Origin of the sequence: Granulicella aggregans (genome assembly GCF_014203275.1) — a bacterium.
GTDB lineage: Bacteria > Acidobacteriota > Terriglobia > Terriglobales > Acidobacteriaceae > Edaphobacter.
In genome coordinates, this window is record NZ_JACHIP010000001.1 from 1,266,820 (window position 1) to 1,288,511 (window position 21,692).

Annotated in this window: 16 protein-coding genes; 6 read left to right on the forward strand and 10 right to left on the reverse strand. The window is 59.4% G+C overall.

The features are described 5' to 3' along the window. Nucleotide 1: 1 nt before the first annotated feature. The 5 genes from HDF16_RS05355 to HDF16_RS05375 form a co-directional block, all read right to left on the reverse strand. Nucleotides 2-352 carry a flagellar basal body rod protein FlgB gene (locus HDF16_RS05355; protein WP_184214048.1) on the reverse strand — a complete coding sequence of 117 codons (351 nt, stop codon included), beginning with the start codon at nt 350-352 and terminating at the stop codon, nt 2-4. Then, nucleotides 352-1,725 carry a sigma-54-dependent transcriptional regulator gene (locus HDF16_RS05360; RefSeq protein WP_184214049.1) on the reverse strand — a complete coding sequence of 458 codons (1,374 nt, stop codon included), beginning with the start codon at nt 1,723-1,725 and terminating at the stop codon, nt 352-354. Before HDF16_RS05360 ends, HDF16_RS05355 begins: the two co-directional genes overlap by 1 nt. Beyond that, nucleotides 1,722-2,912, reverse strand: a complete 1,191-nt coding sequence (locus tag HDF16_RS05365) for a sensor histidine kinase (protein WP_246408668.1) — start codon at nt 2,910-2,912, stop codon at nt 1,722-1,724. Before HDF16_RS05365 ends, HDF16_RS05360 begins: the two co-directional genes overlap by 4 nt. Nucleotides 2,913-3,021: 109 nt before the next feature. Then, nucleotides 3,022-4,203, reverse strand: a complete 1,182-nt coding sequence (locus HDF16_RS05370) for a sigma-54 interaction domain-containing protein (protein WP_246408670.1) — start codon at nt 4,201-4,203, stop codon at nt 3,022-3,024. Between the two features lie 167 nt (nt 4,204-4,370). Next, nucleotides 4,371-5,159, reverse strand: coding sequence for a response regulator transcription factor (locus HDF16_RS05375; RefSeq protein ID WP_184214052.1), 789 nt, complete (start codon nt 5,157-5,159; stop codon nt 4,371-4,373). Between the two features lie 199 nt (nt 5,160-5,358). Here HDF16_RS05375 and HDF16_RS05380 point away from each other — a divergent pair, with 199 nt between their 5' ends. Beyond that, nucleotides 5,359-5,685 (forward strand): PilZ domain-containing protein, encoded by a 327-nt coding sequence (locus HDF16_RS05380; protein ID WP_184214053.1) that lies wholly within the window; start codon nt 5,359-5,361, stop codon nt 5,683-5,685. Nucleotides 5,686-5,692: 7 nt separating this feature from the next. Here the strand turns inward: HDF16_RS05380 and HDF16_RS05385 are convergent, their stop codons facing one another. Both HDF16_RS05385 and motA read right to left on the reverse strand, forming a co-directional pair. After that, a complete protein-coding gene (locus tag HDF16_RS05385) occupies nt 5,693-6,637 on the reverse strand; it encodes a flagellar motor protein MotB (protein WP_184214054.1) in 945 nt (314 codons plus the stop codon). A 57-nt stretch (nt 6,638-6,694) separates the two neighbouring features. Next, nucleotides 6,695-7,573, reverse strand: a complete 879-nt coding sequence (gene motA, locus HDF16_RS05390; RefSeq protein ID WP_184214055.1) for a flagellar motor stator protein MotA — start codon at nt 7,571-7,573, stop codon at nt 6,695-6,697. Between the two features lie 303 nt (nt 7,574-7,876). Between motA and HDF16_RS05395 the strand changes: the two genes are divergently transcribed. The 3 genes from HDF16_RS05395 (at nt 7,877) to HDF16_RS05405 (ending at nt 14,757) form a co-directional block, all read left to right on the forward strand. Next, nucleotides 7,877-9,121, forward strand: coding sequence for an EAL and HDOD domain-containing protein (locus HDF16_RS05395; protein ID WP_184214056.1), 1,245 nt, complete (start codon nt 7,877-7,879; stop codon nt 9,119-9,121). Between the two features lie 291 nt (nt 9,122-9,412). Beyond that, nucleotides 9,413-13,018: a carboxypeptidase regulatory-like domain-containing protein gene (locus HDF16_RS05400; RefSeq protein ID WP_184214057.1), complete on the forward strand. Its 3,606-nt coding sequence runs from the start codon at nt 9,413-9,415 to the stop codon at nt 13,016-13,018. 230 nt (nt 13,019-13,248) lie between these two features. Continuing rightward, entirely contained in the window at nt 13,249-14,757 is a 1,509-nt protein-coding gene (locus tag HDF16_RS05405; RefSeq protein ID WP_184214058.1) for a GH39 family glycosyl hydrolase, read from the forward strand. Nucleotides 14,758-14,773: 16 nt separating this feature from the next. On the opposite strand, the gene HDF16_RS05410 is transcribed toward HDF16_RS05405, so the two are convergent. After that, nucleotides 14,774-15,646: a CheR family methyltransferase gene (locus tag HDF16_RS05410; RefSeq protein WP_184214059.1), complete on the reverse strand. Its 873-nt coding sequence runs from the start codon at nt 15,644-15,646 to the stop codon at nt 14,774-14,776. A 166-nt stretch (nt 15,647-15,812) separates the two neighbouring features. Here HDF16_RS05410 and HDF16_RS05415 point away from each other — a divergent pair, with 166 nt between their 5' ends. Beyond that, a complete protein-coding gene (locus HDF16_RS05415) occupies nt 15,813-16,283 on the forward strand; it encodes a hypothetical protein (protein ID WP_184214060.1) in 471 nt (156 codons plus the stop codon). Nucleotide 16,284: 1 nt separating this feature from the next. On the opposite strand, the gene HDF16_RS05420 is transcribed toward HDF16_RS05415, so the two are convergent. After that, the gene (locus HDF16_RS05420; protein ID WP_184214061.1) at nt 16,285-17,481 is read right to left on the reverse strand and encodes an acetate/propionate family kinase; all 1,197 of its coding nucleotides are present in this window, start codon (nt 17,479-17,481) and stop codon (nt 16,285-16,287) included. Nucleotides 17,482-17,682: 201 nt separating this feature from the next. Here HDF16_RS05420 and HDF16_RS05425 point away from each other — a divergent pair, with 201 nt between their 5' ends. Next, a complete protein-coding gene (locus tag HDF16_RS05425) occupies nt 17,683-21,168 on the forward strand; it encodes a TonB-dependent receptor domain-containing protein (RefSeq protein WP_184214062.1) in 3,486 nt (1,161 codons plus the stop codon). A 323-nt stretch (nt 21,169-21,491) separates the two neighbouring features. Here the strand turns inward: HDF16_RS05425 and HDF16_RS05430 are convergent. Next, on the reverse strand, nt 21,492-21,692 hold a 201-nt coding region (locus HDF16_RS05430), incomplete at its 5' end, for an IS30 family transposase (RefSeq protein WP_184214063.1).

Genomic DNA, 21,692 nt, shown 5'->3' on the forward strand with positions numbered 1-21,692 from the left:
GCTAGTTACCTCCGTTGATGGCGCTCAGCAGTTGGTGAAACTGTGCCTTCACCAGTTGCGTGCCCATCTGAAACTGAAGCTGTGATTGAGCAAGCAGAGTGCTCTCGCGGTCGAGGTTGACGTTGTTGCCGTCGGGACGCTCGAGCAGACCACTTACCTCGGATACCACTGGCGTAAGTTGAAGGCCGCTGTCATCGCTCGCCTGCGAGAGAGCCTGCTTGAAGTTGATGTCCTTGGTCTTGTAACCAGGGGTGTCGACGTTCGCCATGTTCCCGGCGATCGTCTGCTCACGGTCTGTCGTTACCTCGAGAAACCGCTCCAGTGAAGAGGGAAGAAAACCTGTGCTTGCCATTACGCATATCTCCTTGGGGGAAGTCCGTACTCACGAATCCTGTTGCGCATCGTGCGAATGCTTATGCCCAGCATCTCTGCCGCCTGGGTGCGGTTGCCGCGAGTCATCTCGAGCGTGCTCTCCAGGTGCGCCCGCTCCAAATCACGGATCGGAACGCCGGGTGCAGCGACAGCCACCGGGGCCGCTGGCGCGATCGCCGATACCGCCGGCCTCGCGCGCATCTGAAACTCTTGGTCGAACCGCTCTGCATCGAGCACGACGCCGGGATGCAGCGAGCACATACGCCGCATAAAGTTACCAAGCTCGCGAACATTTCCCGGCCAGTTGTGCGCCCGCAGACGCTCCATAAAGTCGGGGCTCAGCGGCTGCGCCTGTCCGCGCGTCCGCGACGCAAACTTCTCCGCAAAATAGCGGGCTAACAGCTCGATGTCCTCAGGCCGCTCGCGCAGTGGAGGAAGATCAAGCGGAATGACATTCAAGCGATAGTAAAGATCGCTGCGGAACTTGCCTTCATCCACCATCGATGCAAGATCGACATTAGTCGTGGCAATTACGCGGATATCCACCTTGGTCGATCGCGTCTCGCCCAGCCGCTCAAACTCCCGCTCCTGCAACGCACGCAGCAGCTTCGGCTGCAGGTTCAGCGGCATCTCGCCAATCTCATCCAGCAACAATGTGCCGCCGTGGGCCATCTCGAACTTGCCCGCCTTCGCCGTAGTCGCTCCCGTAAACGCGCCGCGAGCGTGGCCAAACAACTCGCTCTCCAGAAGATGCTCCGGAACCGCCGCGCAATTTACCGCGATGAACGGCTTGCGGGCACGCGGACTCGCATCATGGATGAAGCGCGCAAGCAGCTCTTTGCCAGTGCCACTCTCAGCCTCAACGAGTACATCGGTGTCGGTATTTGCCGCAGCCCGTGCTCTCTGCAAGGACCGCAGCAACCGGGGCGAGCGACCAACCATCGCGCACGCGTCCATTACTTCGCCCTGTGCCGTCGGCGCAATCTGTTGCATCACGCGCGCCGCTGCTTCTTCAATCTGGTCGAACGCAATCGGCTTGGTCAGATAGTCAAACGCTCCGTTGCGCATCGCCTCAACTGCATCGGGAACGTTGCCAAACGCCGTAAGCAGAATCACCGCAGTAGATGCGGAGGCAGCACGAGCTGCACGCATCACTTCGAGCCCATCGCCGTCAGGCATACGCATGTCGCTCACGACAAGCTGAAACTCCCTGTTCTCCAGCAGTCGCGAAGCCTCGCGCACGCCGCTCGCGGTCTCGACGTCCCAACCGTTGCGAGAGAAGTTCACTCGCAGCGCGGTACGGATACCCGCTTCGTCATCCACAATCAGAACCGATGATGAGTTATAGGTCATAGCGCTGGGATCTCCACAAAGAAGGTCGTGCCAGTTCCTCGAAGGCTCGTGACCCGGATCGTGCCGCCATGCTGCTTTACGATCTGGCTGCAGACAGCCAGCCCAAGTCCCGAAGAGTCGCCGCTGATGCTGAAGCCGGCCTTGAAAATATCCTGCAGATGCTCAGCCGCGATGCCGCATCCGGTATCGGAGAACTCGATGACGGCAGTGTCGTGGCCACCCTTTACCGCACCGTGATTCCTGCGAACCGTGACCCACACGTTCCCGCCCATCTGCGTATGCCGCAGCGAGTTGCACACCATGTTCAACACAATCTGCTGCAGTGCGCTCGGGTTCCCGTTGATCCAAAGCCCCGCATCCTCCGCGTCAAACGCCAGGGAGATGCCTACCTGCTGCGCGATCGGCCGTGCAAACTCCACGCTGCTGCGGATCGAAGCATTCAGATCCAGCGGCGAAAGCGAAGGAACCTCGCGGCCATGAAAACTCAGTACATTGCTCACAGTCGCAGCCAGCGAACGAATACCGGCATGCAGGTGCGAGATCCACTCCGATGTATCTTCTCCACCCGCCTCAATCAGCCCGGTAAACAGTTCAAGGCTCGCCAGCGGATTTCTAATTTCATGAGCGAGCGTCGTCGCAACCTCGGCAAGTGCCGTAGCCTTGCGCGAACGCTCCCGTTCCTCTTCGGCCTGCTTCTGCAGCGTGATGTCACGAAGAATAAGAATCGCCTGCCGCTGGGCACGATAGCTGCCTTCAGTACCGTGAAGCAGATGCCGCTCACGGACCGCCAGCCATCTCCGAGAGTTCAAAGTGGACTTGCAGAACTCGCGCTCTTCATCTCCACTCACCTGCTCACTCAGAAATCCGGACAGATCGATGCCCGAGGCGATCGAGATTGCGTCGAGATGCTTCATCGTCGCCTGGGGAAGATCGAGCAGCCTGCGACCTTCAGGATTGATGACCGATACCGAGCCATCCTCTTCGACAACCAGCACGCCGCACGGCATCGAATCGACAATCTGCTGCAAAGCGCCATGAACGCGCTCGTTCTCCGCCAGGCTCGCCTTCAGCGCTGAGTTGCGGTCGGCCAGTTCGCGGCTGAGGAACGTCACCTCGAGCTGCAGCTGGCCATACGAGCTCTCAAGCCGCGTCGATGCGGAGATGAACTTCGCAAATGCTTCAGCCAACAGACCCGCGTCGGGGTGCGCCGCGATCGTCGAGTTATTTATTGGCAGTAAATGAGAGAGGGTTTCCATCTACAACTATGAAATGCAAGCCAAGGGCCAAACCGGGAAACTAGAGAAAAATATCCTTGGCCCTTAGCTCATGCGCCGGGCCAGCCATGATACTGGCGCGCTCAATCACGTTTCTCAACTCACGAACGTTGCCCGGCCACTTGTGCCGGCACAACGCGTCAATCGCCTCGTCCGTCAACGTCACGCCTGGGCAGAACTTCTCGACGAAAAACTGCGCCAGCTTTGGCACATCATGATCGCGGTCGCGCAGCGGAGCAAGCTTGATCGGAAAGATCGCGAGCCGGTAATACAGATCCTCGCGAAACAGCTTCTGCTTCACCAGGCCCTGCAGGTCCGCATTCGTCGCCGCAACCACACGCACATCCACCCGCATGTTGTCGTTGCTTCCCAGCCTCTGCACTTCTCCCTGCTCGACAAATCTCAGAATCTTGCTCTGCAGCGTGAGCGGCATATCGCCGATTTCATCCAGGAAAAGTGTTCCGCCCTGCGCTGCATGAATACGCCCGATCCGCGACTGCATCGCTCCGGTAAACGCGCCCTTCGCGTAACCAAAAAGCTCCGACTCCAGAAGAGCCTCAGGAATGGCCGCGCAGTTGACCACAATAAAAGGGGCCTGCCGTCGCGGGCTGATCTGATGGATCGCCTGCGCAATAAGGTCCTTGCCGGTCCCGCTCTCGCCTGTGATCAAAACCGTCGTCTCGCGTGACGCAACCATGTGGGTCATCGCGTAGACCTGCATCATCGCGGGCGACTCACCCACGACTCCACGCAACCGCGGCGAATCCTTTGCATACCGCAGATACTCGACGGGCTTAGCGGCCGCTTCAACCTCTTGTGTCTTGTGCTCCGGATCGAGCGCCGCAGCCAGCCTGCTCGCAAACGGCGAACCCGCGCTGTTGGGCAGCACGTGGCAGGTCGCCGTGTCCATCATCAGAATCTTTAGTTGGGGAAAGCTCTGCTCGACGATGCCGCAGAACTCCGCCGGTAGTAGGTCCGGCAACGCCGGATCAAGCAATAGAACTTCAGAGCCTGGCTGCGAGTGCAGAGACTCCAAAGCTTCGGCACCGCTGGTAGCTTCGTGCAGACTCCAGCGCATCGGCGCGAGTCGACCGCGAAGCCGGTCTCGAAAGTTGGGATCGCCGCTAACCAGTAGAACCTGGACCGCGCGGCTATCGGGTTGCCAGCTAGGTACGGAGAGATTGATACGTAGGCTCTCTTCCAAAGTATGGGGCGCATGTAGCTCTACTGCTAAGGCTTACTTGGGCGCCGTGCTCATTCTTCGTAAATCGGAGCAACCAGTCTATCGAGCGATCGGTATAACCCGACTAAAATAGTGGCTCTAAGCGTTGAAAGAGTGACCTGGTTGAAAGGGTGAAAGAGAGAGAAATCCTATGCCTGAGCCTGGTAAACGTAGCCCAAGCCCCGGATGGTTCGTATCATTTTTATATCATAATCGCCGTCGAGCTTATCCCTTAGGTACTTCACGTAGACATCGACGATATTGGTGTTTCCTTCCGCAGACATGTTCCACACTTCCTGAGTCAGGCATGCTCGCGAGAGCGTCTTTCCCTCATGCTGCATCATGTACTCAAGCAGCGTGAACTCACGCGGCGTCAGTCCGATCACACGGCCGTCGCGCTCCACCGAGCACTGATCGTGATGCAACGCAATCTGGCTCTTCTTTGGCTCAGCAGCTATCGGAGCAGCCTGCGAACGCCGCCGCAGAGCGCGTACACGCGCCATCATCTCCAGCAAGGAAAACGGCTTCGGAAGATAGTCATCCGCGCCATGGTCGAAGGCGTTCACCAGGTCCACGGCTCCAGCCTTGCCGCCAAGCGCAAGTACTGAGATGTTCGGCCGCTTCGCTCGCAGCTCGCGGATCATCGCAAAGGCGTCGACTTCGGGAAGATCGAGATCCAGGATCACGAGGTCGCTCGCGCTCTTCTCCATCTGCAGCAGAGCCGAAGCCCGGTCATGGGTCACCCCAACCGAAATCGCATCCTCCGACAGCCCTGTCGCCAGCAGCCGTGCAAGCGGCAGGCTGCTCTCGACGATCAGTACGCGGAACTTCGCAGCACATGCACCCTCGGACTGGTCCTCCGCAAGGCTCGATGTCCTGCTGAACGTAGGCAGAAAACGTGCCAGCATTCCGTACTGTTCTGCGATTGCTGCGTGCATTTGGGGTTCTCCTGGGCGGTTTCCGCTGCTTGCTCCGGTGGCCTGCATTTCTTATAGCAGTCGCTCGGTTCGAACGGAAGAGAACACGATGACACTTTGGTGTCACTACCCATGACACCAAACTGTGGCACGATAATGAGACAGCAATTGACTCGTAGCACCCGCCCTGCATCCAAGCCTTTAGGATTACGTCTCCTCTATGAATCGGATTCGAAGCTTCCTCTATCGCTATCCCCGCTTCACCGTCGACTGCCGGATGGACTTCATCCGTGAGGACTCGATCGTGCTTGGCACCTGCTTCGACCTGAGCCAGTCCGGTCTCCGCGGGACCTTCGTCCAGACAGTCGCTCCAGGGGCAAAGGGCATCGTCACTCTCTACCTTGGCGAAAAGCGCTTCGAAGTTCAGGCCTCCGTCTCCTCGGTTCGCGACGACGAAACTCGCATGAGGTTCCAGTTCGCCTCAGACAAAGAGCGGATCGCCATGCGCGACCTCTTGAAGGACCTCGCCCCCCAGGGCCGCGCTTAGCTTCTCGCTACTTGTGTGAGAACAGTCCCTTCGCCTTTGCCAGCAATCCACCCTCGGCCTTCTTCGGTGCGGCAGGCTCTGCGGCGCTAGGCTTGGCCGCGGGAGCGCCAGCCTCAGTCGCGGCAGTGGCCACCTTCGGATCTCCGGCCTTTGCCTTGTCTTCCGCCTTTTCACCTGCCTTGTCGCCCGGCTTGTCATCCGCCTTGTCGGCGGGCTTATCTCCAGGCTTCGGCAGATTCTGTACCAGCAACGAGACCCGGCGATTCGCCGCGTCGAACGGCTTATCCGGCATATGCAGCTTCTGGTCGGCAAACCCGCGGACCTGCGATACCTGGTCGTCGTGAATGCCGTTCTCCTGCATCACTCGCCGCGCCGTATTCGCCCGGTCGGCCGAAAGCTCCCAGTTCCCATAAGACTTCCCGTTCGCATACGGTTGAGCGTCGGTGTAACCCTCAATGGAGAGCTTGTTCGGCAGCTTGCTCAACTGGCCGGCAAGCACCTTCAAAATATCCGACAGCATCGGCGTAGCCACGGCGCTTCCCGATTCGAAGAAGGTTCCATTCTCATCTTCGACTAATTCAATCCGAAGGCCCTCTTCCGTAATCGTCATCTCGATCTGCTTTTTGACCTTGTTCAGGATGGTCATCTGGTCGATCGCCTTGGTCAGATCGGACTTCAAGGCCTTCATGTCGTCCTTCTTTTCCTTGCTCTCCTCTTTCGCCGGGCCTTTGCCCTCCGAACCCTTCTTACTCGCGGTTCCTTTAGGATCCCTGAAGTAGCCGGCGATCTCCTCCTGCGTCTTCTTCGGTGTGGAGTTCATCAGCCACAGAACGATGAACAGCGACATCATGGCCGTTACAAAGTCGGCATAGGCGACCTTCCAGGCGCCGCCGTGGTGTCCGCCGTGACCACCCTTCTTCTTGATTATGATTATCGGCTGCTCTTCAGTCATCGTCGTGTCCTGTCAGTCATCGTCGTGTCCAGTCAGTGTCCGGAGTGGAGTTCGGGTTTAGGCAGCGATCGCGGTCGGCGCAGCAGCCTTAGCGCGGCAGGCCTTCTCCACTTCCTGGAAGCTCGGCCGTATGTGGGCGGGAATAGCACGGCGTGCAAGCTCCACAGCAAGGATCGGGCTGGTCCCCTTGATGAACGCAAGCATCACGACGCGAAGGATGCTGTAGTAGGCGTGCTCTTCCTCGTTGATCTTCGTCATCGCCGAGGCCAGCGGGCCAAGCACTCCATAGCAAAGCAAAATACCCAGGAACGTTCCCACGAGCGCCGCAGCCACCTTGTGCCCAATCTCTTCCGGAGGGCCGCCAAGCGCGCCCATCGTGATCACAATACCCAGCACCGCAGCCACGATGCCGAGACCAGGCAGCGCATCGGCAACAGTGCTCAGGGCAGCCGTTGGCATACCGCTGGTCTGGTGGTGCACCTCCATGTCCAGCTCCATCATCTGGTCGACATCGAACGGCAGGACACCGCCCGTGATCGCCATACGCATCGTGTCGCAGACGAAGTCCTTCACATGGTGGTCTTTCAGAAACTTGGGGTGCGCCTTGAAGATCGGACTCTTGTCCGCGCCTTCAATGTCTCCCTCGATCGCAACCAGGCCTTCTTTCCGCGCCTTGGTGAAGAGGTCGAACATCATCTTCAGCGTCTCAAGATAACGCTGCTTGTTGTAGGGCGATCCCTTCAGGATGCCTGTCAGTCCACCAATCAACCCTTTGATGACATGAATGGGATTCGCGGCCAGCAGCGTTCCGAGCGCGGCGCCGACAATGGTCACAACCTCTGCGGGCTGGATGAGCACAGCAAGCTGTCCCTTCTCCATCAGGAACCCGCCAATGACGGCACCGAAAACTATAACTATTCCAACAATCGATATCATGCTGATACGTCTCCAATCGTGCGCATTGGCATATGCCTGACGAAGTGCATCCGCTCTATCGACACATGATTGGAATGCTTTCAATCGGAGTCGCATCGCTTTTCTTCCACTAGCCGATGACAAAAGCGCTCTTGCGACGGCTTACTCACGGCAGATCGAGGCCGCTTTTTCAGAGAGCAGTCGGCACTCCCATGGAAGCTTGTCAAACCTGCTACTTAAGTGCCATAACGCAGCCTATCGCCGACTGCTCCTCTGTATTACTCTCGAAATGTCAGCGAAGGAAATCTGCTCGTAAACTCCCCTATGCCCACGACACCGCTCACAGCTTCGCTCGAAGCAATATCTAGTCCTCCCATGCACTTTCTCGGGAGACAGCCTATCCTCGACGCGGATTTGAATCTTTACGGGCACGAGTTGCTGTATCGCTCTGGTACTGCAAATGAATTCAGCGGCGAGGCCGAACATGCCACGCGCAGCGTCATCGATGACTCACTGCTATTGGCAAGTTCCACCGGTGGGGAAAAGCTCTTCTTCAACTGCACTCGGCAAGCTCTCGTCTCCCGCATTGTGACCCTGCTACCCCCAGCGGACACGGTCCTTGAGATTCTCGAGAATATTGAGCCCGATGATGAGCTCATGGCATCCTGCCGCACCTTGAAAGAGGCGGGATATTCCTTCGCTCTCGATGACTTCGTTCCGGATGGATCTAAGACGCGATTTCTGGAAATTGCTGACTATATAAAAATTGATTTTCTGGCATCGGACAAAGCTGAGAGATACGCGATACGTTCCCTGGCTGCCGGCACGCCGATTAAATTTATTGCCGAGAAGATAGAGACAGAACCCGATGTTGAGGAAGCCTGGAAGGAAGGTTGCACCTTCTTCCAGGGATACTTCTTCTGCAAGCCGGTGATGATTGCTCCGCGGGTCATCCCACAGAACCAGATGGTCTACATGAGGCTGCTCGCCGAACTCAGTCGCGAGCCTGCGAACATTCTGGAGATCGAGCGGCTGACAAAATCAGAGCCCTCGATCTGCTACCGCCTGCTCAGACTTGTCAACTCGGCGCTCTACGCTCTCCCTAGCCCCATCTCGTCGATTCGCAGCGCTGTCATGATGATCGGCGACGATGAGTTTCGCAAGCTTGTATCCGTAGCACTCGCAAACATCGCCGGCTCTTCACGCTCGAAGTCTGTGACCCGCGTAGCGCTTGCGCGTGCTAAGTTCTGCGAGCTTCTCGCACCTGTACTCAATGAATCCGCCTCGACACTCTACCTGCTTGGAATGCTGTCGCTCATGGATGTCATCCTCACCATGCCCATGCACCAGGTTGTCGAGATGCTCCCTCTTCATCACAAGATGAAGGCCGCCTTGCTTGGTAAAAAGTCCTCGCTCACAGTCGCTCTCGATCTGGTCCGTGCGCGCGAGTCCGGTGGCTGGCTTGAAACGACAAGCATTCAAGAGAGTCTGAACCTGCGTGGCGACATTGCTTCGCGGCTCTACTCCGATGCAATTAAGTGGGCCGACATGGTCAATCAAATCACCTAAATATTCCTTTTGCGTCATCGCAAAATATTTCCCGATTTTATGTTCCATGGCTCATCGAAATTGTGTCTCACGGGCGAATCGGAGCTATGAGACAACCGCCCGACTTAACACCGCATCACACGGAGTTTATCCTAAATATTCAGGAGCTTATGAGGTTCCGCAAGCACAGTTGCGATACTTGACATGTGTTGTTTAGCAAGAGCATATTGCCCAAAGTGAATAAGATAGCGTCGTCAATGCAGAGCTTCTATAAGCCGCTTTGAGGACCGTGAACTTCGCTTAGGAGGCAACATGCAAAGTCCTTCCCCGGACCATTCTTTAAATCAACTCTGGATCGGTATAAACTCCGCACAACACAGTGCCCGCAAGAGCAAATGGATCTTCAGCGCAATGATTGCGCTCGCGCTAAGCTGCGTCGGTACGAAGCCGCTGGCGGCCCAGTTCCGTACTTCCGTTCAGGGCACAGTCACTGACCCGCAAGGCGCGGTCATCCCCGGCGCCAAGGTTACGCTCAAGGACACCGCCAACAATGCGGAGATCATCCGCACCAGCGATGGCGCCGGCCTCTTCAACTTCGGCGCCCTCCCGCCAGACACCTTCACTCTCACTGTCGAAGCCAAGGGCTTCCAGAAGAACGTGCTGACCAACATCAAGTTCATCCCCGAGCAGCCAAACTCCCTCAACGTCGCGCTCACCCTCGGTGCCAGCGATGTCTCGGTTGAGGTGAACGCCTCCAGCACGCCCACGCTCGACACCGAGACCGCGAACATCGGCGGCACCATTTCCGCCGCCGATATCAAACACCTCCCATCCTTCAACCGCGACGTCTTCACCCTCAGCCAGCTCGCTCCCGGCGCTATCTCCGACGGCTCGCAGTCCCGCACCGGCGGGGTCTACCAGGCTCCCGGCAACCAGGGTCCCGGCGGCTCGGGGAACGGAGGCTCCGCTCCCACCGAAAACGGTCCGCAGGTCAACTCCAATGGTCAGCAGTATGGCAACAATGGCATCTCGCTCGATGGAATCAGCACGGTGTCCGCAGTATGGGGGGGCACCAGCATCATTACTCCCAGCCCGGAGGCCGTAGACAACGTCCGCATCGTCACCAACGGTTACGACGCGGAGAACGGCCGCTTCTCCGGCGCACAGACCATGGTCACCACCAAGAGTGGCACCAACCAGATCCACGGCAGCCTCTTCATCGACGCCCACCGGCCTGGCCTGAATGCCGCCAACCGGCCAGTGCGCGCCTCCGACGGAACTATCATCGGCAGCTCAGTCAAGGACACTGACCGTTACAACCAGTATGGCGGCAGCGTAGGCGGCCCCATATGGAAGGACAAGGTCTTCGCCTTCTTTGCGTACGAGACCTCTCCAGACGATACGCTCTCGACCTCGACCGGCTGGTACGAGACTCCCTCACTGCGCAGCTCCGCACCCGCCGCCAGCATCGCCTCACAGTTTGTAAACTTCGCCGGCAACGCTCCCAGCGGCACCATCGTCACCTCTGGCGAGACCTGCAAGGCCGTCGGCCTACAAGAGGGCGCGAACTGCGCTACCATCGCCGGCCAGGGCCTGGACATCGGCTCTCCCCTTACGAATGGTCTTGGCAAGCAGGACCCCACCGCCGGTGGAACTACCTCTAACCCCGGTCTCGGCAACGGCCTCGATGGCACGGCCGACGTGGCCTTCTACTCCATCGCCTCGCCCGTCTCCAGCACCTATACGCAATACGCTGGCCGCCTCGATGCGCAGGCTACGAAGAATGATCACGTCAGCTTCACCATGTTCTGGGTACCTTCAACAAAGACTAGCTACAACGGCAGCCCGCGCGCTTACAACCTCTTCCATCACGACCAGATCAACCAGGCGAACGCCGTCATCTGGAACCACACCTTCTCCCCTACCTTCCTCAACGAGGCCCGCGCCAACGCAGCCGCATGGCGTTACAACGAGCTCGCCACCAACCCGCAACAGCCCCTCGGCCTTCCTCAAGACACCGTAGACTTCGCTCCTGGAGCCACGCTGGGCACCTTCGGCAGTCCCGCAGGCAACGACCTCAACCAGTGGACCTTCAGCTACAAGGACGTCGCCACCAAGGTTCTCGGTAGCCACACCGTCAAGTTCGGCGGCGAGTACACCGCCCTCCACTATCTGCAAAACCCCAGTGGCCAGCCAGACTTTGAGTTCTATAACATCTGGACCTTCCTCAACGATGCCCCCTATCAAGAGGCAGGCAGCTTCAACGCCGCGACTGGCATCCCCGGCGGCGTCCGTTCCGACCAGCGCCAGAATCTCTTCGGTGCCTTCGTCCAGGATGACTGGAGGGCAAAACCTAACCTCACGCTCCACGCCGGCATCCGGTACAACTACTTCGGCGCTCTCTATTCCAAGCAAAACAACATTCCCAACGTGACCTTGGGTCAGGGAACAGCTGCGTATACAGGCTTGACGGTCGGTGCGAACAAGGGCGGCATCTGGAACCCGCAGAAGTTGAACTTCGGCCCCCAGTTCAGCTTCAACTGGAGCCCCCAATCCTTGGGCGGCAAAACCGTTATCCGCGGCGGCTACGGCATGGCCTTCAACCAGAACGAGATCGCCATCACAGCGAATGCCAGCTTCAACCCGCCCATATCGAACTCCTACACCTTCCGGTTCAACAGTCCTACCGACCCCGGTGCTAACGGACCAAAGATTCTCTACGGCATCTCCAGCGACATCACCTCGCTCAACGGTTATGCCAGCAATCCCAACACCATCACCACCTACACTGCGGCAGGGCTGCCCGCCGCTGGCAGCGCCAGCATCATCATCGCTGGCGACGGCCACGGCAACGTCCCTACCACCTACTTCCATCACTTTTCGCTCGACATCCAGCAGGAGCTCAGCAAGTGGGCCGTCTTCACTCTCGGTTATCAAGGTAGCCTGGGCCGTCACATCATTAATCACCAGACCCCCAACGCTCCAGCGGCTGTAGCAGGCGTCCCCTTCAATCAGCTGGTCACAGGCGGCGACTTCTGGGTCAACGCGGGCAGCAGCAGAAACCATGCCCTGTTGGCCAGCATCAACCATCCCATGTCGCACGGCTTCTCGGCCCAGGCACAGTTTATGTGGGCCAAGTCTCAGGACACAGATGGCTCCGGCCCCTACTCCGAAGACCCCTACTACCCACTCAGTCATAGCCTCACCTACGGCCTCTCCGACTACAACGTCGGCAAGAGCCTGAAGATCTTCGGCACCTGGCAGCCAGTCCTCTTTCACGGCGACAAGCGCTGGGTGGAAAAGATCGCCGGCGGCTGGAACCTCTCCGGCATCTTCAGCGTTCACACCGGCTTCCCCTACTCCGCCCTGTATAACCTGCCTAGCTCGTTGTATTGCAATAACTGCGGCTACACCCAGCTGCGCGCAAGCTATCTAGGAGGCGCGAAGGGTGGCCACAGCAACTCCGACTTCATCAATAACACCAACTTCGCAGGTCAGGCCACCGGAGAAGTTAAAACACCTGGCACAGTCAACGGCAACGCTGGCACCGTCGCTTACAGCAACCGCTACTTCGCCGTAGCCAACTTCCAGAACACCATCCAACTGCAGAGCACAGCCAACGTCAACAACCCCACTGTCGCGCTGCCTAACCTGCCCGGATCGCAGCGCAACATCTTCGACGGCCCCAATTATCACAACCTCGACGCCTCACTATCGAAGTCCTTCGGCCTTCCAAAGCTTCCCGTCCTCGGCGAAGACTCCCACTTTGAGATCCGCGCTAACGCTCTGAACCTGTTCAACATTCTTAACCTCGACGTCAACCAGGTGAACAAGATAGTCGACAGCGGCAGCTTCGGCCAGGACCAAACCCCGCTCGGAGGCCGCATCGTAACTCTCTCCGCACGCTTCGAGTTCTAACTCGCCCACGTAAAACCAACCGAGGGTGTCCGCCAACAACGGCGGGCACCCTCTTTCTTCTCCGCTGATATCAACATGTCGTATTCCCGTTTGAGTCTTGTGTGGAGGTGTCATCCTGAGCGAAGTCTCTTGCAATCTCATCGCAAGAGACTTCGCTCACACCACCCACACCGTTTTACTCTTTCGGACACTAAGCCCCAAGCCGCCGCCTCTCGCCAAGGAGAAGATGTATGCCGCACCCCACCATTCGTCCGCTGCTCGCCTTCTTCCTCACCCTGACCTTCGCCTGCTCCGCGCCCGCCCAGCAACACATCCACATCGACGCCTCCGCCCCCGCCACTCCCTTCCCCCACTTCTGGGAAGAGATGTTCGGCTCCGGCCGCGCCATCCTCTCCTTGCGCGAGAGCTATCGCGACGACCTCCGCGCCGTGAAGCAGGCTACCGACTTCCACTACGTCCGCTTCCACGCCATCCTCCACGACGAGGTCGGCGTCTACAACGAAGACGAGCACGGCAACCCCGTCTACAACTTCACCTACGTCGACGAGATCTACGATGGCCTCCTCAAGAACGGCGTCAAGCCCGTCGTAGAGATCAGCTTCATGCCCAGGAAGCTAGCCTTCAATCCCGACGCCCTTCACCCCTTCTGGTACAAGCAGAATGTCTCGCCGCCCAAGAGCATGGAACGCTGGGACGACCTCATCGGACACTTCGCCCAGCACCTCGTCGACCGCTACGGCATCGACGAAGTCTCCTCCTGGTACTTCGAAGTCTGGAACGAGCCCAACATCGACTTCTGGGGCGGCATCCCTCGCATGGAGTCCTACTTCGACCTCTACGCCCACACCGCCAACGACCTGAAGCATGTCAACTCCAGGCTTCGCGTGGGCGGGCCAGCGACCGCCGCAGCCGCATGGATACCGGAGTTCCTCAAGTTCACCTCCACCAACCACGTCCCCGTAGACTTCGTCTCCACCCACGGCTACGACGACGAACCCGTAGAACGCCTCCTCGGTTCCGACCAGCCCCTTCGCGATAAAGACATGCCCGAGGAAGACCGCGTCTGCGCCGCAGCCAACCACGTTCGCAAGCAGATCGACGCGTCTGCCTATCCGCATCTCCCGCTGCTCTGGACAGAATGGAACGTTCCCGGACGCGACCGCCTCCGCGACACACCCTACGTCGGCCCCGCACTGGCCGAAGCCGTCCGTACCTGCCGCGACGTCCAGGCCCTCTCCTTCTGGACCTTCTCCGATGTCTTCGAAGAAGGCGGCCCCGCTCAACGCTCCTTCGATGGCCAATTCGGCCTCCGCGCCACCGGCGGCATCAACAAGGCAAGCTTCTACGACTTCGCCCTGCTCCACAAACTAGGCACCCAGCGCATCGCCAGCGACGCCGATGACATCGTCGTCACCAAGCTCCCCGATGGCTCACTAGCCATCGCCCTCTGGAACCTCGCGCCCACAGGCCAATCGCCTGTCCCGAAGTCCGTAACCCTCGATCTCACAGGCATCGCGAAAGACGCAAAGATCACTATCCAACGCGTCGACGACAATCACAGCAACGTCATGAAGCCCTACGCCGCTATGGGCAGCCCCTCATACCCGAAGCCCGAGCAGGTCGAGCAACTCAACCGCGAGACAGTTCTCGAGCCGCCGCAGCCCCTCTCGCTCACCCACGGAAGCCTCACTCTCAACATGGACACCAACGCCCTCGTCTTGATCAAGGTCGCACCTTAAGGTTCCTATCCGTCCTTCAACCACGTAGCCTGTACATCGTCTGACTCAGCGGCTCCAACGTGTCATGCAGCCAAGGTATCTGCTCCGAGTTGCCAATAAAAAGGTATCCTCCGGGTCGCAGCATCCCGATCATCCTGCGCAGAAACCTCTCCTGCACGTCCTGCTGGAAGTAAATCAGCGCGTTGCGAAAGAAGATGACATCGAACGGGCCGTCAACGAACCAGCCCTCCTCCATAAGGTTGACTCGTCGCAGGTCAACCATCCGCGTGACCTGCGGCTTCAGCTTCACCTGGCCAGCCCTGCTATCTTTGCCTCGCAGAAAGTAGCGCGCATGCAACGATTCGTCGATGTTCTCCAGGCAGTCTGCTAAATAGATAGCTCCCTCCGCACTCTCAAGCACTCCCGTGTCGATGTCTGAGCCAACCACCTCCAGTCGCCAGCCCAGTTCGGGCACGGCGTCGAGCAGCGTCATCGCAATCGAGTACACCTCCTCCCCCGTCGAACACGCAGCGCTCCACACCCTGATCTGCTTCCTTCCTCCTCGCAGCGCTGCCGCCTTGATCTCCGGCACGATCTTCTCCGCGAGGTAGTGGAAGTGATGCATCTCCCGGAAGAAAGAGGTCTTGTTAGTCGTGATGGCGTTCACAAACTCAACGAACTCCGGACTGCCTTTCGCACTCTTGGACAGCAGAATGTAGTAGGCCTGGAAGCTCGCGAGTCCGAGCCGCCGCATAGGCTTGGCCAGCCTCGCGGCGAGCATGGTGCGCTTCCCGTCTTGTAGCCAGATACCCGTATGCTCCTGCACCAGTTCGCGAAGGTTTTTGAACTCACGCTCCTTCATCGGCTCCAGCGATTCCCTCTCCGCGCTGCTCCGTTCACTGATCTGCATGTACGGTTCATCGGCTGTGAAGCCGGCGCCGTGATCCCGGCGTCTTAGCCAGTCTCGCGCCAAAGATTGAAATTTTTTCCAATTCCTACCGATAGAAGATCGCACGCCTCCTGCCCACCGTCAGGAAGCCGTGCGGGATGCCAATTTACATCGCTGGGGAGCTTGAATGATCAGTCCAAACGCTCAAGCGCTCTCAAAGACGCTCACCAAGCTCACAGGTCTTCCGGTAAGCTGCGTCCGCAAGCCACGTTTCCTGCCTTCAAAATCGAGCCGCGTCTACGGTATCTATAACCAGCTGCCGGCACACGACACCATCCTCTTGCGCGCGGACCTCTCCCTGCTTGCATCCCTCGGTGGCTGCGTCACCGGCCTGCCGGACTCCCTGGCCGCCGACCGCGCCAAGACATCGCCGCTCGACGAGACCCTCCGCAGCGGAATCCACGAGGTATTGAACGTTCTTTCGACGCTCCTCAGCGGCCCGGAACGCGTCGTCTTCCGGTCCATGTGTACGGACGTCGCATACCTTACCGGACCCGCCCGCTCCATACTGAACTCTCACGCTCCCGCTCAGACCTTCGAAGTCACTGTCGCCGGCTACACCGGCGGAGAACTCACAATCTTCTCGGAAGATCAGTAGCTCAAAGCACCTGCGCACACTCATGGGCCAGCTGCATCGCTTCATCGGAGTGAATGGCCCACAACGCCAGCTTCGACTCCGGCAGCGAAAGGCAAACGTCTCCGTTCTCGACGGTCTCATTCAGCCGATCGTCCAGCCTCACGCCCCACCCATCCAGCCCATCGCAGACCATCTTCCTGGTCCCGTGCGAGTTCTCCCCAATCCCGCCCCCGAAGACAATCGCCTCCGCCGAACCCAGCACCGCAAGATAAGCCCCCACAGTCTGCCTCACTCGGTAGCCGAACATCTCCAGCGCCAGCCTTGAGTCCTCATCGCTGCGCTTCTCCAGCACCCGCGTATCCAAGCTCACGCCGGAAATCCCCAACATCCCCGACTTCTTCTCCAGCACATTCAAAGCGTCTTCTGATGAGAGCCCCTCGTGCTTCATGAGATAGGGCAGAATGGCAGGGTCGACGCTTCCCGACCGCGTCCCCATCATCAGCCCCTCGAGCGGCGTGAACCCCATCGAAGTCTCCACCGACCTTCCCCGCTCGATCGCGGCCACTGAAGACCCGCTCTCCAGATGCATAGTCACAATCGTGACCTCCTCCTTCGGTCGTCCCGCCAGATGGGCATACTGCTCCAGCATGTACCGGTGCGAGATCCCATGGAACCCGAACTTCCGTATGCCATGCTTATCCGCCAGTTTCCGGTCGATGCCATACCGCCAAGCCTTCTCGGGCAGAGTCGCATGAAACGCCGTATCGAACGCAACCGCAATCGCCCACTCTGGCTGCTGCTTTTGCACAACATCGATGATCTTCAGCGAATTCGCATTGTGCAGTGGAGCAAGCTCCTCAAGCGCCTCTATCTCCTTGCGAACTCCGTCATCAAAGCGCACCGCCTCTGTGAAACGCCCGCCGCCATGCACCACCCGCACCGCCACCAGGGCAAGCCCCTCCAGCTCAGCCTTCGCCACCCCTGAAAGCTCATCGAGGACCGCCGCCACTCCAGCCCCAAAATCTCCAGCCTCCACCTTCTTACTGGCGATCTTCTCCTCGCCACGAGTGATCTCGATTGCACTCTCTTTCCCAATGTTGTCGATCATCCCGGCCAGCAGACGCCGCCCCTCGCCCGCGCGCGCAGCGTCCCGAGCAATCTCGACCAGGTCGAACTTCAACGAATTGCTTCCAGGGTTGAAACAAAGCACGGTCGGCATCCATCACCTCCAACCATCCTTCGGATGCCGCCTTGCCGCACCAATTTGCACGCCACTGCGACCCTCTACCGTACTCAGGTAAAAGCGAGGCGAATCCAGACGCCAGACGGATAAATATATTGACAATAGAACAGGAATGCGTGAACATTCACAACAATACGTAAACAAATGAAAATCCATGGAAGCTGAAGGGAAGCCCGTATGCACATGCGAAGGAATCTGAAGCTGCATCTCTTTCTTGCACTTGCTCTCTTTTCGATCGTCGCCGCTCCTCGCACCTTGCATGCGCAGATCGACACCGCAACGGTAGCCGGGCGCGTCACCGATAAGACCGGCGCGACCGTCCCCAACGCCGACATCACCGTTACCAGCACCGAGACCAACTTCGCCTATCACGCCAAAAGCGCCTCGAACGGCGAATGGACCATCAGCCCCGTCCACATCGGCACCTATAAACTCACCGTCAAAGCCGAGGGCTTCAACGAGTCCGTCGCCGGCCCCTTCACGCTCAGCGTTCAGCAGCGCCAGCAGATCGACCTCGCCCTTCAAACCGGCGGCGTCACCGCAGTCGTCGACGTCACCGACACCGCCCCCGTCCTCGAGACCGCCACCTCTGAGCGCAGCCAACTCATCGACAGTCGCACCATGACGACCCTGCCGCTAAACGGTCGCAATCCCGTCCAGCTCGCCCAGCTCTCCGCCGGTGTCACGGTGAGCGAGCCCGGCGCCCGCGACGAACAGGGCTACGGCTTCAGCGCCAACGGCGCGCGTTCGCTCCAGAACAACTTCCTCCTCGACGGCATCGACAACAACTCCAACCTCCCCGACCTCCTCAACGAAGCCAACTACGCCGTCATGCCCTCCGTCGACGCCCTCCAGGAGTTCCGCTTCGAGACCGACGCCTACTCCGCCGAGTTCGGCCGCGCCACTGGCGCCGTCATCAACGCCACCACCAAGAGCGGCACCAACCACATCCACGGCGTCGTCTATGAGTTCCTCCGCAACCAGGCCTTCGATGCCCGCAACTACTTCGACCAGACCCTTCCCGCCTACCATCAGAATCAGTTCGGCGCGACCATCGGTCTTCCCATCCGCAAAGACAAGCTCTTTTTCTTCGCCGACTACGAAGGCCTCCGCCTCTCGCAAGGTCAGACCAACACCGCCATCGTTCCCACCGCTGCCCAGCGTGGCGGCGACTTCACCAGCCAGCTCGACCTCACCTCACCCACCGGCGCTCTCGACTGCAACGGCCGCGCCACCTACGCCGGCGAGCTCTTCGACACCCGCAACACCCAGGTAGCAGGCGGCGGCACATCAGCCCCCTCCGTCCGCCCACACGACACACCGGCAGTCGCCTACTGCGGCGTCCCCTTCGGCTATAACGCCGATGGCACCCCTTCCAACATCATCCCCACCGCCAGCATCGACACCCTCGGCGCAAAGTTAGCCGCCCTCTATCCCGCACCCAACGCCAATGGCAACGGCTACAACTACGTCTCCAACCCCAAGCTGATCCGCAACTACAACCAGGGTGACGTCCGCGTCGACCAGGTTCTCACCCACAGCGACAATATCTTCTATCGCTTCTCCATCGCCCGCCAGCCCTCTACCATCCCGGCCGTATTCCCCGGCCTCGCCGATGGCGGCGGCTTCTTCTCCGGCGTCGGCCAGAACAACGCCTACTCCATCGCCATCAGCGAGACACACGTCTTCACCCCAACCCGCGTCAACGAGATCCGCCTCGGCTACAACCGCCTCCACACCAGCCGCTTCCAGTTCAACTCCAACACCGACGTCTCCGGCCAGATTGGCTTCCCCGGAGTTCCCTATCAGGCTGGCACCAATAATGGCGGCTTGCCCCAGATGTTCTTCAACGACGTAGCCACGCTCGGCAGCCCCACCTACCTGCCGTCCAACGAGATCCAGAACGTCTACTCCATCTCGGACACCTTCACCCTCATCCACGGCAACCACAGCCTCAAGTTCGGCGGCGAGTACCGCCCCGAAGAGTTCACCATCTTCCAGCCCGCCGCGCCCCGCGGCGACATCAGCTTTGGCCCCCAGTTCACCGACAATCCCGCCGCGCAGGGCACCGGCGGCAGCGGCTTCGCGACCCTCCTCACCGGACAGCCCGATGGCGGCGGCATCAACAACATCAACAACGTCGACTACAACCGCAAGGTCTACGGCGTCTTCCTACAGGACGACTGGCGCGCCACCCCCACCCTCACCATCAACGCCGGCATCCGCTACGACTTCTTCTCCGCCATCCTCGAGCGCCACAACGCCCAGGCCAACTTCAACCCCGCCACCGGCCAGCTCGATATCCCGAAGTCCAGCAACGTCACCCTCACCCCCACCTTCGCCTCCGAGATCACCGTCAACCACACCGCCTCGAACGGCCTCATCCCACCCGTCTATACCAACGTCTCCCCACGCCTCGGCCTCGCCTGGCAGTTCCGCAAAGGCTGGGTAGCCCGCGCCGCCGCCGGTCTCTTCTTCAACGGCGAAGAGAGCGGCCCCTACAGCAACCCCAGCCCCGGCTTCAACCCGCCCTACTTCGCGTCGCAGAACTACGTCGCTCCCTGCAGCCTGCCCTCTTATGCGGCGGATTCAACCTGCGAAGTCCCCGGCCTCAGTGTTCTCTCAAACGGCTTCCCCACCGACGCCTTAGTCGACCCCAACACTCCCAATCTGATGGGCGAAGACAAGCTCAAGACCCCCTACGTCGCCCAATGGCACCTCACCGTGCAGCATGAACTCACCCCGCACACTACCGTCGAAGTCGCCTTCGTCGGCTCCAAGGGAAGCCACCTCTACACCTTCGGCAACCTCAACCAGGCGGCTCCCACGGCCGACTCGTCCGCACCTTCCGCCCCGCGCCGTCCCTTCTCTAGCCTCGATACCTACATCGGTTGGCTCCGCTCCAACGGCTTCTCCAACTACAACTCGGCCCAGTTCAAACTGGAGCAACACCTGAGCCACGGCGTCGCCGCCATCGTCAACTACACCTACAGCCACGCCCTCGGCAACTCCTCGAACGCCAATCTCGGCTCGCAAAATAACGACAGCTTCCGCGACGAACTCCTGGTTCCGGAGTACGGCAATCTCGACTTCGACAACCGCCACCGCTTCACCACCGGCTACTCCTGGGACCTCCCCATCGGCAAAGGCAAGGCCCTCGCCGGTGACACCGGTACGGCCCTCAACTACCTGGTTGGCGACTGGCAGCTCTCCGGCATCGCCACCGTCTCCTCCGGAACCTGGTATACCGTCACCGACGGCAACTCCAACTTCGCCAACTCCGACGGCCAGCAGCGCCCCGACTTCACCCCCGGCCAGAAGTCCTCCGGAAAGCCCTGCGTCGCCGGTACCTCCTTCAACACCTGCGCCTTCCAGGACCCCGCACCCGGCTCCTTTGGCAACGTTGGTCTCAATACCGTCAACGGCCCCGGCGACAAGAACTGGGACATCTCCATCCTCAAGACCATCGCCCTCACCGAAGCCCGCCGCTTCGAACTTCGCGGCGAGTTCTACAACGCTCTCAACCACCCCAACTTCCTCTTCGCTGCCCCAGGCCCGCAGAACTCCAACAACGCCACCACCTTCGGTTCCACCAACTTCGGAATCGTCACCGCAGCCCGCGACCCACGCCTCATCCAGATCGGCCTGAAGTTCTACTACTGATCCACTCTCCCAGGCTGTAAGAAAGGAAGGCCGCAGCGGACATACCGCTGCGGCCTCTTTTTCTTAGTTTGTTTCTCACCTATTTTCCTTGTTTGTCATTCCCGAAGGGAATCTGTTTCTCGTCTACCATAAGAAGTGTCATCTCCACCAGAGCATCACCAAAGAAACGTCATCTCGACCGAAGCATTGCAGCTTCATCGCAATGCGCAGTGGAGAGCCCCCCGCATTTCGTTTCTATCTGGGATCATACCGAGCTCGGCGCCCACGACGGCACCGCGATCTTTCTGACGAGAGCGGCGTAGTTTCCCATAACGCCGGCGGTCTCAACCGGTCGATGCAACACTGGCATGGAGTTTACTAGCTGGAGTTTCAAAATCCAACGTCTTGCGTGGGCGTTGATTGAGGCGCAGGGCTACCTTGTTGAGGTCTGCCTGGGAGTAGCCGGATAAGTCTGTCTTCCTGGGGAAGTACTGTCGCAGCAGGCCGTTGGTATTTTCGTTGGTGCCGCGCTGCCAGGGACTCTG

What these genes read in the sequence shown, in the direction of transcription:
- HDF16_RS05415 (WP_184214060.1), top strand. Translation starts at nt 15,813, where the DNA reads ATGATCAGTCCAAACGCTCAAGCGCTCTCAAAGACGCTCACCAAGCTC.
- motA (WP_184214055.1), bottom strand. Translation starts at nt 7,573, where the DNA reads ATGATATCGATTGTTGGAATAGTTATAGTTTTCGGTGCCGTCATTGGC.
- HDF16_RS05375 (WP_184214052.1), bottom strand. Translation starts at nt 5,159, where the DNA reads ATGCACGCAGCAATCGCAGAACAGTACGGAATGCTGGCACGTTTTCTG.
- HDF16_RS05385 (WP_184214054.1), bottom strand. Translation starts at nt 6,637, where the DNA reads ATGACTGAAGAGCAGCCGATAATCATAATCAAGAAGAAGGGTGGTCAC.
- HDF16_RS05380 (WP_184214053.1), top strand. Translation starts at nt 5,359, where the DNA reads ATGAATCGGATTCGAAGCTTCCTCTATCGCTATCCCCGCTTCACCGTC.
- HDF16_RS05395 (WP_184214056.1), top strand. Translation starts at nt 7,877, where the DNA reads ATGCCCACGACACCGCTCACAGCTTCGCTCGAAGCAATATCTAGTCCT.
- HDF16_RS05405 (WP_184214058.1), top strand. Translation starts at nt 13,249, where the DNA reads ATGCCGCACCCCACCATTCGTCCGCTGCTCGCCTTCTTCCTCACCCTG.
- HDF16_RS05410 (WP_184214059.1), bottom strand. Translation starts at nt 15,646, where the DNA reads ATGCAGATCAGTGAACGGAGCAGCGCGGAGAGGGAATCGCTGGAGCCG.
- HDF16_RS05355 (WP_184214048.1), bottom strand. Translation starts at nt 352, where the DNA reads ATGGCAAGCACAGGTTTTCTTCCCTCTTCACTGGAGCGGTTTCTCGAG.
- HDF16_RS05420 (WP_184214061.1), bottom strand. Translation starts at nt 17,481, where the DNA reads ATGCCGACCGTGCTTTGTTTCAACCCTGGAAGCAATTCGTTGAAGTTC.
- HDF16_RS05360 (WP_184214049.1), bottom strand. Translation starts at nt 1,725, where the DNA reads ATGACCTATAACTCATCATCGGTTCTGATTGTGGATGACGAAGCGGGT.
- HDF16_RS05425 (WP_184214062.1), top strand. Translation starts at nt 17,683, where the DNA reads ATGCACATGCGAAGGAATCTGAAGCTGCATCTCTTTCTTGCACTTGCT.
- HDF16_RS05400 (WP_184214057.1), top strand. Translation starts at nt 9,413, where the DNA reads ATGCAAAGTCCTTCCCCGGACCATTCTTTAAATCAACTCTGGATCGGT.